Origin of the sequence: Vibrio nigripulchritudo (assembly GCF_027924785.1) — a bacterium.
Taxonomy (GTDB): domain Bacteria; phylum Pseudomonadota; class Gammaproteobacteria; order Enterobacterales; family Vibrionaceae; genus Vibrio; species Vibrio nigripulchritudo.
In genome coordinates, this window is sequence record NZ_AP027050.1 from 868,190 (window position 1) to 882,966 (window position 14,777).

Genomic DNA, 14,777 nt, shown 5'->3' on the forward strand with positions numbered 1-14,777 from the left:
AGAGTTAAGACATTATTTCTTTAATGCTTTTAGAGAGTCCTCTTCCCATTTTAGTGCATTTCCCATCGCACCTAACTGACCAGCAACAGGACCGACAATAGACTCATACTCAGTCCAGTCCCAATCTAGAGGGACAAAACCGATTTTACTGATTGCCGCTCTAATTTCGGCGTTTTGCATGGTGGCTTTCATTGCGTTTCTTAGTATTTGAGTAACATCATCTGGCGTGTCTTTATGCACTAACCACCATGTCCAGCCCATGGGGGCTAGTCCAGAAAGCCCTAAATCAATATCCAGATCGGTGATACTTGGTGCGCCGTCATAGGAGGCTTTTGCTCCGGGCAGCTCTGATAGCACCAGTAAAATGTCGAAGCCTTTTTTGTCCTGAAGGTACGCTCCTACATTGATAAAAGAGAAATCCAGCACTCCAGATTTCAAATCTTTCCGTGCATCTCCATCTGTTTTATAAGGAATGTTCTGAGCGACAACACCATAAGACTGAAGCACTTTGGCAATAACCATATGAGGCAGGTTATTTCGGGACCCCGAGGAATAGCGAAGTTTCCCTGGGTTGGCTTTTCCCCACGCCATCATTTCCTCAAAGTTGCTCCAACGCTTTTCTCCCGGTCGGCTACCGATTGAAAAGGCATTAGAAACAGCTGCGTGCAAAGGCTTAAAGTCTTTGTAATTCCAGTCGGCGTTGCCCAGCATGGGTTGAAGGACGAGCGGCGCGACATACCCATCAAACAGGGTGTAACCATCCGCAGGGCGATTCATCGCGGTTTTAAAGGCTTTTGTTCCGGCGGCTCCCGGAGTTGATATGACTGAGACAGATACTCCGAGCTCGTCTCCCATCCCTTTAGCAATTATCTGGCTGATAGACATTGCCGTACCGGCTGACCAGGGAAAAATATTCTCTATGGTGCGGTCGGGAAACGCTGCATTAGCAAAGCTGATTTGGCATGCCATTGCGACAAGCCCACCTGCGGTCAGTATTTTTTTAAACATAACAAGTATCCTCCGTGATAATGTTGCCTGTTTAGCGCGTGGCATATTCCTGTTTTATGCTGGTTGCCTGTGCGCAGTAAGTCCGTAATATTCGTAGATATCTTCTGGGGCATCGTGCCGTTCAAGATGTTTGACGATGGCGATGTTCAATCTCTCGGTCACATCAGGGTCGTCGATAGCATTCAGCTGTTTGGGATCGTTCGACAGATCAAACAGACACGAACCTTGATGACCCCAGTTTTTAACGCACTCGATGCCCGTTTCAGTGTTCTCCTGACTGGGTGTAATCTGAAGCACGGGTACACCCTTGGTAAAGTCGAAAGGAGAAACCAGCTCGGCTGTTTTCAATTCCTGACCAGTAAAGAGCTTATGCATGTGAGACGGCATCAACGTGTACGCATGCAAAGGGTCGCCATCCAAGTCTTTAGGAAAACGGTAATAGGTGTATCGCCCGTCTGTGACGCAAATTGGTCCTGCAAACATGCCCAGAATGGCCGTCTCGCGTGAATTGCTCTTTGCCATGAGCAGTGGCGAGAGCGAGTGGGACGTCACTTCCTCTGGTATCGTTATCCCGTAGAAATCCAGAAGCGTTGGCATTAAGTCAGCCGTTTGCGTCAGTTGGTCTACTCGCGGTTCTGAGGATTGCTCCGGGTGCCACATCATCAGGGGAATATGCGAAATTTCTTCGTAGTAGGGCATCTTATTCTTCGCCCACCAATCGTGCTCCCCGAGCAGAAATCCGTGATCAGTGGTTAAAATAAGTGCGGTATTTCCCCATGCCTGATTTTCATCAAACCAGTCTAGAAGCTTTCCAAAGTATTCGTCACACATGGAGACTAATGCTGCGTAATTTGCTCTTATCTCAGCGATCTCTTCGACGGAGTCGGTGACTTTTTCGTACAACGGCCAATCCAGTATTTTGCCTTTGTAATCTGTTTTGTAGGATTCTCTGAATCTTGATGGGGCTGTGAACGGTTCGTGTGGGTCGAAACACTCAAGCTGTAAGAACCAGTTATCAGCAGACTGGTTTAACTCCAAAAACTCCATGGCGCTTTGAAAGCATTTTGCAGTTGGATAGTCTGCTTCGTTCTCAATAAACATGGAGTTGATGGTATGGCGTGAACGCCGCCATGCGTTGGTGTCTGTCGATTCCCTTGTGATGGTTGAGCCAGAATCCAGGCTACCCATAGGGTAATGGCGTTCGTTGTATTTCTCACGTAAGCGATCAATTGGGGGCTGAACCAAGGCTTTAACGACGTCGTACTCCTGTCCCCGAATGAAATCCCAACTGTCAAAGGCATTCACATAACCTGACCCACCATTTTCAAAGTAATGAAGATGGTCAGAAACAATGTGGGTATAGACTCCGTTCTTACTCAAAAGCGAAGCAAAACTGTTATCGAACGGTTCCAGTGGACCCCAGGGGCGATGCATAAAATTCAGACGTCCGGTATGCATATCTCTGCGTGCGGGCATGCAGGGAAGTGAACCAGCATAGTGCTTGTCGAATGTCACCGCACGTTTCGCAAATCGATCAAAATTCGGTGTAGAAATCGCCGTACCACCATAACTTCCCAGGGCAGCCCGATTAAGAGAATCAAAGAGAACAAACACGGTTCGCATTACTAATATCGTCCTTGTTAAAAAAATGTTACTTGAAAAGAATAGGGAATTACCTGACATTTAAAAAATGAAAAAAAGCGTATCTAGGTATAGAAAATAGGAATGGATAAAAATCTTCAGACTTTCTTGATGGTTTCAGAAACACTGAATGTGACGCAGGCAGCGGAACGCCTTCATATCACGCAGCCTACGCTCACCAAGCGGTTACAGCAGCTTGAAGAGCAATATGGGTGTAAATTGTTTGAGCGGTTACCAAGAGGGGTTCAGCTTACCGAGTTCGGAACGCACTTACTTCCTTATGCCAGACGGATAGAGCAAGATTATCTTCACGCGAATGAAACAGTACATCTGCTGGCTAACGGGCATTTAGATGAGGTAAAGATAGGGGCGGGACCTCTGTTTCATTTGCGATATCTGGCTCCCGCTTTTGATCAGTTGCAGAAAGAGTTTCCCAATACGCGAATTCACCTGACAGCAGGAGTAAATGCATCTAACTTGCCAAAGGTGAAGAATGGTTCTCAAGACATTATGTTTGGCACCCGCGAGTATCTTGAAGACGATGAACAGGTAGTGTTTTTCCCATTACTGGAGGTAGAGCAGGGAATTGTGATCCGTTCCGATCATCCAATGCTCGAAACGAAGGATGCATTAGATGCCAAGGATCTGTGCGAACTTCCATGGATTGTTTACAGCGATACGCCTGAAAACGAATTGATGGTTCGCAGCTATTTTCACTCACGCGGTTTACCTCCTCCGCGGATTGTATTGCAAACTACTTCTTTTCATCTTGGTTTCGATTTAGTGAAAAGGGGGGATTACGTGATGCCTGTGCCTTTTCAGCTAAAACCAGTGATAGAATGCAAAAGCCTTCATATTTTTCACCCAAACCCTCCCATTGTAAAAAAGCCGGCAGGGGCGTTTATCCGCCAGTCTTCCACGCACGCTCCCATCATTACCCGCTTGATTGATATTGTCAGGGAACTGATAGACACGACTGAAAAATAAAAAAACCGAGAACAGCTTTGGGCTATTCTCGGTTTCGATTATTTGAAGGATCGTTGAGCTAACGAACTTTTACTCTGCAATATTGAGCTGAGTGATTATTTCACTTTCCACTGAATTTGTTCGCCAGCACGGATTGGCACAACAATGTCGCTGCCAAATGGCATGGTTTCTGCCACGTCCCACGATTCTTTAACAAGAGTCACGGTATCTGAGTTACGAGGGATACCATAGAAGTCAGGGCCGTTGTGGCTAGCGAAACCTTCAAGGTGTTCCAGTTTACCTTCTTGATCAAAAACCTCGGCGTAAAGCTCGACTGCTGCGTGGGCAGTGTAAGAACCTGCACATCCACACGCTGACTCTTTTGCGCCTTTGGCGTGAGGGGCTGAATCTGTACCAAGGAAGAATTTCTTGCTGCCGCTTGTTGCTGCTTCAATCAGTGCTTGCTGGTGGGTGCCACGCTTAAGAATTGGCAGGCAGTAGAAATGTGGCTTAATACCGCCAACCAGCATGTGGTTGCGGTTGAACAACAGGTGGTGTGCTGTAATGGTTGCCGCCACGTTTTCGTTTGCATTTTTTACAAACTCTGCCGCATCCGCAGTTGTGATGTGCTCAAGAACGATTTTCAGGTTAGGGAAGTCATTCACGATAGGAGCCAGAACCGTTTCCAGGAACGTTTTCTCACGGTCAAAAATGTCTACGTCATGAGTAGTGACTTCACCGTGAATAAGCAGAAGCATGCCGACTTCTTGCATGGTTTCCAATACGTGGTAAATGTTCTTTGCATTGGTTACACCTGAATCGGAGTTTGTTGTCGCTCCCGCTGGGTAAAGCTTAGCTGCAACCACTTTGCCTGATGCTTTCGCTTTACGAATTTCATCTGGAGTTGTGTTGTCTGTAAGGTAAAGCGCCATTAATGGTTCGAACTGCTCACTTGGCTTCGCTGCCATGATACGTTCACGGTAGGCAATGGCTTTTTCTGTATCGGTCACAGGTGGGATAGTGTTTGGCATGATCAGAGCTCGACCATTGTATCGGCTGATATCGCGAACGGTGTCTGTTAGAACATCGCCATCGCGCAAGTGAACGTGCCAGTCGTCAGGACGAGTGATAGTAATTGTTGTCATTTGAAAGCTCCCACCAGGTTAAGATAAATCAGGAGCCTAAAAGCAGAAATTTCACACGAGGTGTAAAACGCAACCGTTTAGGCGACAGGATGATAGACAAAAACGCCGTGGGTTTCATCCCTTTTTTGATGGAATGCTTAATTTCATTTAGTTATGCGATACTTCTAAATGCATTGATTGTTGTAAAGAATATCAATGTGTAACAGAATACTAACTTCTTTTCTCGGTAACTTGCCTTCATTTAAGCAGCTTGAATGAACAATACTTATACCCAAGTACCCTTATCCTGTGGTTAGAGGGCATTTGGGTATAAGAAGCCTGCAACGGAAAGTGAGAAGAGATGTCTACAATTCAACTATCCCAAATCAACGTATTTCCTGTTAAATCCATTGGTGGTATCAGCCTGTCTAAAGCTTGGGTGGAATCCCAGGGTCTGACTTTTGACCGTCGATTTATGGTTGCAACCCCTGATGGCACTATGGTAACTGCTCGCAAATACCCAAACATGGTCAATATTCATGCGGCGCTTCAACCAGATGGCTTCATATTTACTTATCCAGACGCTCCATCTTTTCACCTTCGTTACGATGAATTAGAACGCAAACCACAGCAGACTCAGGTTTGGAAAGACGAATTTGAAGCACTATCAACTTCCCAAGAGGCAAACCGTTGGTTCAGCGATGTCATTGGGATAGATGTGCAGCTACTTTATTGTGGTGAGCAGTCTGCGAGGTTTCGTGAAAAGATCAAAACGAATGTGAGCTTTGCTGATGGTTATCCGCTACTTGTTATCAGTGAAGGTTCGTTAGAGGAGTTAAACGCACGTAGCAGCGAGAAACACTCTATGGGTCAGTTTCGAACCAATCTTGTCGTTTCGGGGACCGAGCCGTTTGCGGAAGACGGATGGAAGCGCATACGAATAGGTGAAGTAGAGTTTGAAGCGGTTAAACCTTGTGAGCGTTGCATTTTAACAACGGTTAACACCAAAACAGGCACCTTTCGTGAATCCAAAGAGCCTTTAAAAACTCTGTCTGAGTTCCGGGCAAACGAGCGTGGCGGTGTCTTTTTTGGTCAGAATCTGGTCGCAAAAAATGAAGGGATCATTCGAGCGGGTGACTGTGTAGAAGTTTTGGAGACCAAGCCAAAAGAAGAGTACGAAGACAAGTCTAAGGCGAAGTTAATTCTCACGTGTGTTGAACGAGAGACCATAGCCAGAGATTTCATCACCTTCTGGCTGGAACCATCCAAAGGTACATTACCCGGTTATCTGCCAGGTCAGCATCTTCCCATAGAAATTGATACCCCAGCAGGTAAGTTGTCTCGCCGTTACACGCTCTCTTCCAGCCCGACCCGTCCGGGGCGATATGCGATCTCTGCTAAACGAATCGATGAAGGCGCGGTGTCTAACTGGTTACATGACCGATTTCAGGTTGGCGATACTTTAGTGGCTGACTCACCAGACGGCGCATTTCACCTAACCAACGCGACTAACCCATTGCTGTTGATTTCTGCGGGTAGTGGCGTAACGCCGATGCTGTCGATGCTCAGATACCTGTCTGACCATGATCAAGTCAATAATGTCGTTTTCTATCATCAGTGTCGGTCTGAGCGAGATATTCCTTGTCGCTCGGAACTTGAAAAGCTGAACATGATCTACCCGGGTCTGCGGGTTATGGTTTCTTTAACTCAGCCTGAAGATGCGTGGCATGGCTTAAAAGGCCGACTTTCTCTTAGTCACATCAAGAAAATTCCGGATCTGAACTCCAGGCAGGTTTTTGTTTGTGGACCTAATGGTTTTATGGCACAAACCAAGAGCCTGCTGTTCAAGATGGGGTTGGACGAGAGCCTATATCATCAGGAAGCGTTTGGAGTTGCAAAACCCAATGCCATTGAAGAAAAAAGCATTCAGATCACCGTTAATGGTCGGTCGTTTACAGGCACCAATCAAAAACCGTTGCTAATGCAGGCGGAAGATGCAGGGATTAATATTGCGAATAGCTGCCGAGCGGGTTTGTGTGGGGCATGCCGGGTGAAAGTGGTGAGTGGCGAGTTTGAAACGCCGGATGTACCTGCCATTATGCCTGGAGACAAAGAAGACGGCATTGTCCTTGCCTGTTGCAGTACACCACTGGGTGACGTTGAAGTTGATTCGAATTAAACATAGCAACCCAAAATGAAAACAGAGAGCTTAAGGCTCTCTGTTTTGCGTTTAAATCACCTCTAAAGTAAGAGGAATGATCTTAATCGTATATGGTTGGGATAGGCTGACGCTTGTGTTGCGTTGCTTTGTAGATTGCAATCAACTTATTTTTCACTTCGTCTGAAACAGGCTTCCCTTCCAGGAAGTCATCGATTTGGTCGTAGGTGAGGTTTAACGCATCTTCATCGGCTTTCTGTGGATCAAGTTCTTCCAAATCCGCTGTTGGGGTTTTCTGAACCAGAACTTCTGGTGCTCCAAGTGTATCAGCCAGTTCGCGTACCTGGCGTTTACTCAGACCAAACAGGGGAGCGAGGTCACAAGCACCATCACCAAACTTCGTGTAAAAACCTGTGATGTTTTCGGCTGAGTGATCCGTTCCTAACACTAATCCTCCAACATAGCCTGCGATCTCATACTGGGCAACCATACGAGCGCGAGCTTTTACGTTACCTTTAACAAAGTCTACCTTAGCGGCATAGGTTGGGATAAGTCCCGTACCCTCTAAGGCTTCATGAGACGCTGCGTGCATACCATCGACACCTTGCTTGATGTTCACAGAGACAGAATGCGTTGGCTGTATAAAGCTAAGAGCCAGTTGCGCTTCATCTTCGTCCTTTTGAACACCATATGGTAGACGAACGGCGATGAACTGATAGTCATTACTGCCGGTTTCTTCGTTAAGCTTGTCTACTGCAAGTTGTGCAAGCTTTCCACAAGTAGAGGAGTCGACACCGCCACTAATACCCAGTACCAAAGATTTGCAGCCAGACTCCATAAGTTTGCGTTTAATAAAATCAACGCGACGCTGAATCTCAAAATGTGGGTCAATAGATGCCAAGACTCGCATTTCGTCACGGATTTGATGTTCCATTATTTTTCCTTTTCATGCAGCAGAGTTAATTCTGTTTTATCATACTCCAATCTTTCTATTATTAAACACTGATTTGAATGAATCGCGCATCTATTCCGGTTAAGAAAACATGCCCGATTTAATCCGATGACTATGATGAAAATTGCAATATTTGGTAGCGCATTTAATCCACCAACACTTGGACACAAAAGTGTCATCGAATCACTGACTCATTTTGATAAAGTTTTGCTGCTTCCAAGCTACGCTCATGCGTGGGGTAAGGAAATGGTGGACTTCGATTTTCGTTGCCAAATGGTAGAACAATTTATTTCGGATTTAGCTCAAAATAATCTTGAGCTGTGCTCTGTGGAAGCTGAGATGTATGTCCCCGGAGAGAGTGTTACCACATTCGCTGTGCTGACAAAAATTCAGGAAATCTATCCAGATGCCGATATTACTTTCGTCGTTGGTCCAGATAATTTCTTCCAGTTTTCCAAGTTTTACCGTTCAGAAGAGATCGTTAAAAAGTGGACGGTAATGGCTTGTCCGGAAAAGGTGTCGATCAGAAGTACGCTTATTCGTGAGAAATTAGCTCAAAATGAATCGGTATCAGCTCTAACTACCAGTTCTGTCAATAATTTCTTGCTTAATCACAATTTGTATCAGAAGATATAGCCAGTATTTTTTAGAGGGCTCAAATCGATGACCAAACGTTGTTGCAAATTAGTTTGTATGCTTGGTTTCATTTCGATTCCAGTATTTGCATGCGAATCACTGCAGAACCACACATCTATTGTGATGGTGGACAAAGAGCAGGACAGTGTGTGTGCGTCAATCGTGAGAGGCTTCGATAATCTTTCTTCAGGCATCTCTGAAGTGACGGATATGATCATCGCTCCTATCAAACAAGAAGACTATTGGGAAGAATGGTCTCTTCAGTCTGGTAGCGACCCGCTTCTTTCTTCCAGCATTGAAAGCAATCACTTTGGTATTGGTGTCTGGATGCCAGAAGAATATGAAGAGAAGTATGACGATATGACATACTCAGAGCGCCTTGAAGCCACGGGTCTTATGTTCAGTCTGGGGCTAGGTGAGCGTAAGGAAGATGAGCCACGAATGCGAATTGACTACCGCTGGCATAATCAGCAACCTGGCGATGTAATGCTTCAAGTGGAAGTGCCTTTTTAAAGGCACTTTTTGCGTTATAAGGCTCGGTAATTTGAAGTGGGCTTACCTACAAACTTTCGCCCATAACTAACATTGCTAGCTGCTCGAACTCTTCTTCTCTTCCTGCAAAAAACTCATCAATAACCAATTCACGCTTGGTTCCCGACAGCATTTTTTTCTTCGCTTCACGCAGACTCAGTACCAGCAACAATTCTTTGCTCAGTTCACTTTCTTCATCCGCGCTCCATTGCGAAATCTGCAAGCTAAGCGGCGACATATCCAGTAAAGGTCGAAGTGAGCGGGATTCATCGCGCACAACCGCAAGCAGGTTTGACTTGTCTTGTTCGGTCACGTTTGCAGAAGACAGTTTCTCTAGAATGGCTTTTGAGACCGGAGGCAGGGAAACAAAGCCAGCCTGTGTTGGGAACTTGTCCTGCAACCTCACCGAGAAATTGATCTGCGTAACACGTGAACCAGGGACAAAGGTGACAGAAGTCAGGCAATCAAAAGGCAACCAGATGGCATTGTCCTGCTCGACAGCATATTCATTCTTCCCTAACTTGACCAATACCAGCCCTGAATCAACATAAATCAGGCTATGCTTAATGCGCTTTTTTCGGGGAGTGGTGACAAGAAATGAATAAACCGTGTTTTGATGCTCTACCGCATAATTCATAAAGGTTTTCCGGATATTTTTACTGGTATGAAGAGTATCTTTTCTTGATGAAAATGCCAATGAAAAGTCTTGGTAATGATGGTTAAGGTTTTGCAATAAATGAGAATTGGGTGAACTAGGTAGGTGTCCGATTGTCTGTTTGCATGAGACACAAATGTTATAAATGAAGGTTTGGATCAGTAAGTTGTTACAAATAGATGATAATCTGGTCTGACCTTAACCAATAAACGCATTCATTAGCTGCGTACTTCTCTAAGTACGCGTAGAATATGCCGGATTTTTAATTGACGTATAGATTAAATGACAACTAAAACCGATCCTTATAAAGAAATTCGTCCTTATAATGATGACGAAATTCCTGCTGCCATTGAACGCCTGATCAACGACGAAGAGTTCATCTCTGCCATTTTAGAACATCGCTTTAGTAACCATGCTCCTTGGTTTAAGGCTCTGATGAGTCCGATCGTTAAGGTCTATCTGAAGTTTAAATGGGCAAAACTGGATTCGGTTTATGCCATTCAAATGGAAGTGGAAAAGTACCTTCGCAAAACGTTGGAAACCACAACGGATGGTGTGACTTACTCTGGTTTAGAAACACTGGACAAAAACACGCCTTATCTCTTTATCTCTAATCACCGTGATATCGCGATGGATCCTGCGTTGGTTAACTGGGGTTTACACCGCAACCAACACAAAACAGTACGTATTGCGATTGGCGATAACCTGCTTAAAAAGCCTTGTGCTACAGAACTTATGAAGCTGAACAAAAGCTTTATTGTTAACCGTAGTGCAAAAGCACCTCGTGAAATGATGAAAGCACTGGGTCAGTTGTCTTCCTATATCAAGCATTCACTGGATACGGATAACTCTATCTGGATCGCTCAGAAAGAAGGGCGTGCCAAAGATGGAAATGACAAAACCGACCCAGCGATTTTGAAAATGCTTCATGTGGAAGGGCGTAAGCAAAAAATGCCTTTTGCAGACTACGTTAAAACGCTAAAAATCGTACCTGTTGCTATTTCATACGAAAACGACCCTTGTGATATCGCTAAAGCGAAAGAGCTTTACGCCAAGGCAGAAGAGGGCACGTATGAGAAAAGCGAGTTTGAAGATATCGAAAGTATCATTCAGGGTATTGTGGGTTACAAAGGACGTGTTCACGTTAGCTTCGGCGAAGTGATTGAAGATGATTTTGAAACTCCTGAAGCATTGGCGCAAGAGATCGACGATCAAATTCACTCTATCTATAAGCTTTTCCCTATCAACTACTACGCCGCCGAGACTGGTGAGCAGTCGGACGACAAAGCAAAAGAGTCGCTAGAAAGTAAGTTGAGAGAGCTACCCGAAGGTGCGCATGAGTTTCTGAAGCAAATGTACGCCAATCCGGTGGCAAATCAGTCTTAAATAAAAGGAGTGCATAGCACTCCTTTTTAGTTCTTGTCGATTACCTCGCTACAGCGCCACCAAGCTTGAGATCTTTTGGCCAATAGGTAATTTGGTTGCCACCCAAGTAAATGTTTCCATCAACCGTTAGCTCGTCCGGGAGCTTAGTGATTTTGGAGCCTCCTATATAAAGGTCACCTTCTACAGTGAGTGGCTGAGGCAGCTCTTCTAGCGGTGTGCGGATAACGCTCAAATCCCCAGTGACGATAAGCCCTGGTGGTAAATCCTCAAGAGGTGTATCGGTAAAGTTAAGATAGCCTCCTACCTTTACGCCTGCGTTCCACTTTTTAATTTGGGAGCCAAGGAAATTTCCATAGCCTTTGATTTGGGTTCCTTTAGCGATAAAGGATAGTTGACTGTTGGACGCGTCTAAACTTCCGCCAATTTCTAAACCCTTAGGCAATTTTTCGATCTGTGTTTTCGCAATATTTAAGTTACCTTTCACTTTCATGCCATCTGGCAGGGAAGTGTAGTGAGTATTGCGAAGATGAACGTTGCCATAGTTATCTATGTGGTTAAGGATTTTATATTGGTCGAGTGGTTTTGCCTGTGCCCCAATTGCCAGAAGAACACCAGCCAAAATAATACCAATACGCATGCTTTGATCCTTTGACAGAAGTTATGTGACCTTGCTTTGATAGTAAGCCTACATCAAGGATAAGTATAGGATTTTGAACTATAACCTATAGTCAGGCTTCCTAAAGATACAGGATTCAGAGCTCTATCTTCTGTTTCAGTTCAAGCTTCTCTACTTCGAAATCAGAAGTACCTTGAGGTAGCCTGAGTATATAGTTCTTGAAGTCGTCATTAGCTTGAGGATAAAGATGCGAAATTTTGTTCTGGTCGTGCTTTTGGTTATATCTGGAGTAGCACACGCGAAATCTGTCTCTACGCCCAAATCTCCAGTTGTTATTACAGATGGTAAATTGTTCGAGAGACTTTGTTATTACGAGGACAAGGCATACACCTTAGGATCAGTCATTAAGGTGGGGGAGATTTATCTGATCTGTCAGAAAGAGCAGGAGTTCGAACTCAACGGTGATCTGAGATGGTTACAATTGGATCAAGGTGGCTAACCTTAGGTTAGCCACTCAAAAAAACTCAACGGGCTAGCGAGCGAGTTTTCAGTTCAAATATCAGCTTTTCAGCGCTACATGTGAATTTGAATCTGACTTGTAAACCTGATTCTCCTTCCAACTTCTGAGTTTCATGCTGGACTTCGTCAGAAACCGTTTTCGCTAGTTCGACATACTTATTCAGCTCAGCGTCAAGTTGTGAGTCCTCTGCACTATAAAGGGTAACCTGAGCCACATCATCACCCTCTTTAATGATAAAGCCCATCTCGGCACTGCAACCGCATGCTTCACACACCTGGTTTTCTTGTACTTCAGTTGTCATAACGTATCCTCTTACAAAATATAAGGACATGTTACTCTTCTGTGTAAATGAAAACCACAGAATTTCAGCCTGTTGGAAACATTTTTTTACAATGAATAAAGGGTTGGAATAGTGTTTTGTAACGATATATTCATGGTGTTTATGTGATGCCCGTCACGCAAAAGTGAACGCGATTCAGGCTTTTTCGCGTCCTAAAATATGGCCGTATTGCCCAATTGAGTAATTTGTAAGAATATTTGGGAAATCGGAATCATTTGCGAAACGAATGTTTTAAATAAATCAAGTTTTACCGGTATAGAGTCGATCAAATGGGCGGAGTCATGGAGATTTCGCCCCATTTAGATTTACTCCTAGCAAATCACAAATTTCGTGAATACTTGCTTATATATTCCTCAATCTGTTGAGATTTTTAAAATATCGAACATAATACTATAAGTCATTCTGACCTCGGTTGGGGTGTACTTAAACATATAAAATAGAAGAGCCTTAACATGCCAAAGCGTAGTAAAGAAGATACTGAGATTACCATTCAGAAAATTATGGATGCAGTTGTAGACCAGCTAATTACGTTGGGATACGACAAAATGTCTTACACCACTTTGAGTCAACAAACAGGCGTCTCTCGTACAGGTATCAGTCACCATTTCCCTAAGAAAACGGATTTTACAGCAGCATTAGATGGTCGCATTTTTAAAATGTTTGTGGCACATCTGGTACTGGATGAAGGGATTGAGAGCTTTAAATCAAGCTGGGTTAAAGCCCTTGATAACGCAGAGTTTTTAGCAATTCTACGTTTACTTTTCCACCATATCGTGACGTCGGAGAATGCGCACGAATTCGCTCGAGCTGGAATTGAGCGTCTATATAAAATGGTAGAAGACAACTACGGTGATTCTACTCGCGAGGATCTGGATGTGTTGTTTGGAAAAAGCTTAGTCCGTATGGCAGGCTAATCCGAGTCTTAATCCTTTATAAAGAAACCCAGCCAAATGGCTGGGTTTCTTTTTTCTTACTTCAAAAGCTTACATGGCTGCCTGGAAGATTGAAGAGATCTCGTCATGAGTTGCTTGCTTTGGATTGGTGAGTCCACAAGCGTCTTTTAGCGCATTTTCCGCTAATACCGGGATGTCATCAGCTCTAGCTCCGAGCGCTTCAAGACCAGCAGGTATTCCTACATCCTTTGATAGAGCTCTGATGGCATCAAGAGCTGCTTCAGCGCCTTGTTCGTCGGTCATCTGAGCAACCTCAACCCCCATTGCAGCAGCGACATCTTTCAGACGACCAGGGCATACTTGTGCATTGTATTTTTGCACGTGTGGCAGGAGCACTGCGTTACATACCCCATGCGGAAGATCGTAGAAGCCGCCCAATTGATGTGCCATTGCATGAACGTAACCTAGAGAAGCATTATTAAATGCCATGCCAGCCATAAACTGTGCGTATGCCATTTGTTCACGCGCTTCGATATCTTCACCATTGCTCACCGCCGTTCTCAAATGTGACTGGATGAGCTCGATGGCCTTGATTGCAACTGCATCAGTAATCGGAGTTGCCGCCGTCGATACGTATGCCTCAATAGCATGAGTCAGCGCGTCCATGCCTGTTGCGGCTGTCAGTGAGGAGGGTTTCGCTAGCATAAGCTCAGGATCGTTGACAGAAATCAGCGGGGTAGTGTGCTTGTCTACGATCGCCATTTTGATGTGTCTTTCTTCATCTGTAATGATGCAGAAGCGTGTCATCTCGGAAGCAGTACCTGCCGTTGTGTTAATGGCAATTAAAGGCAACTGAGGCTTGGCTGACTGATCGACACCTTCATAATCGGCAATCTTGCCCCCGTTTGCAGCTACTAGCGCGATGCCTTTAGCACAATCGTGTGGTGATCCTCCGCCCAGAGAGATAACAAAATCACAATCATTTTCGGTCAGTAACTCTAAGCCTAGCTCTACGTTTCCAATTGTAGGGTTTGGCTGAGTACCGTCGAATACAACAGTCTCTACCGCTCTGTCTGCCAGCAGATCTTGCACCTGCTTGACCACGCCAATTTGGTTCAGAACTTTATCCGTTACAATCAAACCTTTTTTGAAACCTTGGGATTGAATACTATCTGCGGCGTCATTCAAACAGCCTGCGCCCATTAGGTTTACGGTAGGGATAAAAAATGCACTCGTCATTTCAGAGTCTCCATTATTGTTATATACATTGCTTTGTGTGCTCCCTTAAATAGGGAGTTGTAGTTGGTATGACTCTACTTTGCTTATGAAACAGGTTGGGTTTGTTGATCTA

15 protein-coding genes are annotated in these 14,777 nt (G+C 44.7%); 7 read left to right on the forward strand and 8 right to left on the reverse strand.

Features of this window, described 5'->3' with window-relative positions; all coding sequences use genetic code 11:
- Window positions 1–12: 12 nt before the first annotated feature.
- On the reverse strand, window positions 13–1,008 hold the full coding sequence (locus QMG91_RS22255; RefSeq protein WP_022594127.1) for a Bug family tripartite tricarboxylate transporter substrate binding protein: 996 nt from the start codon (window positions 1,006–1,008) through the stop codon (window positions 13–15).
- Between the two features lie 54 nt (window positions 1,009–1,062).
- A complete protein-coding gene (locus QMG91_RS22260; RefSeq protein WP_281832337.1) occupies window positions 1,063–2,631 on the reverse strand; it encodes a sulfatase in 1,569 nt (522 codons plus the stop codon).
- Window positions 2,632–2,733: 102 nt separating this feature from the next.
- Between QMG91_RS22260 and QMG91_RS22265 the strand changes: the two genes are divergently transcribed.
- Complete coding sequence (locus QMG91_RS22265; protein ID WP_281832340.1) at window positions 2,734–3,636, forward strand: LysR family transcriptional regulator; 903 nt, start codon at window positions 2,734–2,736, stop codon at window positions 3,634–3,636.
- 95 nt (window positions 3,637–3,731) lie between these two features.
- On the opposite strand, the gene pyrC is transcribed toward QMG91_RS22265, so the two are convergent.
- Window positions 3,732–4,760 (reverse strand): dihydroorotase, encoded by a 1,029-nt coding sequence (pyrC, locus tag QMG91_RS22270; protein ID WP_004401033.1) that lies wholly within the window; start codon window positions 4,758–4,760, stop codon window positions 3,732–3,734.
- 340 nt (window positions 4,761–5,100) lie between these two features.
- Between pyrC and QMG91_RS22275 the strand changes: the two genes are divergently transcribed.
- Window positions 5,101–6,918 (forward strand): hybrid-cluster NAD(P)-dependent oxidoreductase, encoded by a 1,818-nt coding sequence (locus QMG91_RS22275; RefSeq protein ID WP_281832343.1) that lies wholly within the window; start codon window positions 5,101–5,103, stop codon window positions 6,916–6,918.
- Window positions 6,919–7,000: 82 nt separating this feature from the next.
- Here the strand turns inward: QMG91_RS22275 and nadE are convergent, their stop codons facing one another.
- Window positions 7,001–7,831, reverse strand: a complete 831-nt coding sequence (gene nadE / locus QMG91_RS22280; RefSeq protein WP_281832345.1) for an ammonia-dependent NAD(+) synthetase — start codon at window positions 7,829–7,831, stop codon at window positions 7,001–7,003.
- Between the two features lie 132 nt (window positions 7,832–7,963).
- Here nadE and QMG91_RS22285 point away from each other — a divergent pair, with 132 nt between their 5' ends.
- A complete protein-coding gene (locus QMG91_RS22285; protein WP_022600899.1) occupies window positions 7,964–8,485 on the forward strand; it encodes a nicotinate-nicotinamide nucleotide adenylyltransferase in 522 nt (173 codons plus the stop codon).
- A gap of 57 nt (window positions 8,486–8,542) precedes the next feature.
- Window positions 8,543–8,998 carry a hypothetical protein gene (locus tag QMG91_RS22290; RefSeq protein ID WP_022561223.1) on the forward strand — a complete coding sequence of 152 codons (456 nt, stop codon included), beginning with the start codon at window positions 8,543–8,545 and terminating at the stop codon, window positions 8,996–8,998.
- 46 nt (window positions 8,999–9,044) lie between these two features.
- Here QMG91_RS22290 and QMG91_RS22295 read toward each other — a convergent pair whose 3' ends face one another.
- Window positions 9,045–9,653: an AraC family transcriptional regulator gene (locus QMG91_RS22295; protein WP_281832352.1), complete on the reverse strand. Its 609-nt coding sequence runs from the start codon at window positions 9,651–9,653 to the stop codon at window positions 9,045–9,047.
- Window positions 9,654–9,953: 300 nt separating this feature from the next.
- On the opposite strand from QMG91_RS22295, the gene QMG91_RS22300 reads away from it, so the two are divergent.
- On the forward strand, window positions 9,954–11,057 hold the full coding sequence (locus QMG91_RS22300; RefSeq protein WP_004398295.1) for a lysophospholipid acyltransferase family protein: 1,104 nt from the start codon (window positions 9,954–9,956) through the stop codon (window positions 11,055–11,057).
- 40 nt (window positions 11,058–11,097) lie between these two features.
- Here the strand turns inward: QMG91_RS22300 and QMG91_RS22305 are convergent, their stop codons facing one another.
- Window positions 11,098–11,694 carry a leucine-rich repeat domain-containing protein gene (locus QMG91_RS22305; RefSeq protein WP_022561225.1) on the reverse strand — a complete coding sequence of 199 codons (597 nt, stop codon included), beginning with the start codon at window positions 11,692–11,694 and terminating at the stop codon, window positions 11,098–11,100.
- 226 nt (window positions 11,695–11,920) lie between these two features.
- Between QMG91_RS22305 and QMG91_RS22310 the strand changes: the two genes are divergently transcribed.
- Window positions 11,921–12,172, forward strand: a complete 252-nt coding sequence (locus tag QMG91_RS22310) for a YnjH family protein (RefSeq protein ID WP_004398297.1) — start codon at window positions 11,921–11,923, stop codon at window positions 12,170–12,172.
- Between the two features lie 25 nt (window positions 12,173–12,197).
- Here QMG91_RS22310 and QMG91_RS22315 read toward each other — a convergent pair whose 3' ends face one another.
- Entirely contained in the window at window positions 12,198–12,494 is a 297-nt protein-coding gene (locus QMG91_RS22315; protein ID WP_022604103.1) for a YfcZ/YiiS family protein, read from the reverse strand.
- 491 nt (window positions 12,495–12,985) lie between these two features.
- Between QMG91_RS22315 and QMG91_RS22320 the strand changes: the two genes are divergently transcribed.
- Window positions 12,986–13,447, forward strand: coding sequence for a TetR family transcriptional regulator (locus QMG91_RS22320; protein ID WP_004398299.1), 462 nt, complete (start codon window positions 12,986–12,988; stop codon window positions 13,445–13,447).
- Between the two features lie 69 nt (window positions 13,448–13,516).
- Here QMG91_RS22320 and yiaY read toward each other — a convergent pair whose 3' ends face one another.
- On the reverse strand, window positions 13,517–14,665 hold the full coding sequence (gene yiaY / locus QMG91_RS22325; RefSeq protein WP_281832358.1) for an L-threonine dehydrogenase: 1,149 nt from the start codon (window positions 14,663–14,665) through the stop codon (window positions 13,517–13,519).
- Window positions 14,666–14,777 lie beyond the last annotated feature (112 nt).

Bases quoted from the DNA above. Each gene is read 5' to 3' on its own strand.
- QMG91_RS22255 (WP_022594127.1), bottom strand. From the start codon at position 1,008: ATGTTTAAAAAAATACTGACCGCAGGTGGGCTTGTCGCAATGGCATGC.
- QMG91_RS22260 (WP_281832337.1), bottom strand. From the start codon at position 2,631: ATGCGAACCGTGTTTGTTCTCTTTGATTCTCTTAATCGGGCTGCCCTG.
- QMG91_RS22265 (WP_281832340.1), top strand. From the start codon at position 2,734: ATGGATAAAAATCTTCAGACTTTCTTGATGGTTTCAGAAACACTGAAT.
- pyrC (WP_004401033.1), bottom strand. From the start codon at position 4,760: ATGACAACAATTACTATCACTCGTCCTGACGACTGGCACGTTCACTTG.
- QMG91_RS22275 (WP_281832343.1), top strand. From the start codon at position 5,101: ATGTCTACAATTCAACTATCCCAAATCAACGTATTTCCTGTTAAATCC.
- nadE (WP_281832345.1), bottom strand. From the start codon at position 7,831: ATGGAACATCAAATCCGTGACGAAATGCGAGTCTTGGCATCTATTGAC.
- QMG91_RS22285 (WP_022600899.1), top strand. From the start codon at position 7,964: ATGATGAAAATTGCAATATTTGGTAGCGCATTTAATCCACCAACACTT.
- QMG91_RS22290 (WP_022561223.1), top strand. From the start codon at position 8,543: ATGCTTGGTTTCATTTCGATTCCAGTATTTGCATGCGAATCACTGCAG.
- QMG91_RS22295 (WP_281832352.1), bottom strand. From the start codon at position 9,653: ATGAATTATGCGGTAGAGCATCAAAACACGGTTTATTCATTTCTTGTC.
- QMG91_RS22300 (WP_004398295.1), top strand. From the start codon at position 9,954: ATGACAACTAAAACCGATCCTTATAAAGAAATTCGTCCTTATAATGAT.
- QMG91_RS22305 (WP_022561225.1), bottom strand. From the start codon at position 11,694: ATGCGTATTGGTATTATTTTGGCTGGTGTTCTTCTGGCAATTGGGGCA.
- QMG91_RS22310 (WP_004398297.1), top strand. From the start codon at position 11,921: ATGCGAAATTTTGTTCTGGTCGTGCTTTTGGTTATATCTGGAGTAGCA.
- QMG91_RS22315 (WP_022604103.1), bottom strand. From the start codon at position 12,494: ATGACAACTGAAGTACAAGAAAACCAGGTGTGTGAAGCATGCGGTTGC.
- QMG91_RS22320 (WP_004398299.1), top strand. From the start codon at position 12,986: ATGCCAAAGCGTAGTAAAGAAGATACTGAGATTACCATTCAGAAAATT.
- yiaY (WP_281832358.1), bottom strand. From the start codon at position 14,665: ATGACGAGTGCATTTTTTATCCCTACCGTAAACCTAATGGGCGCAGGC.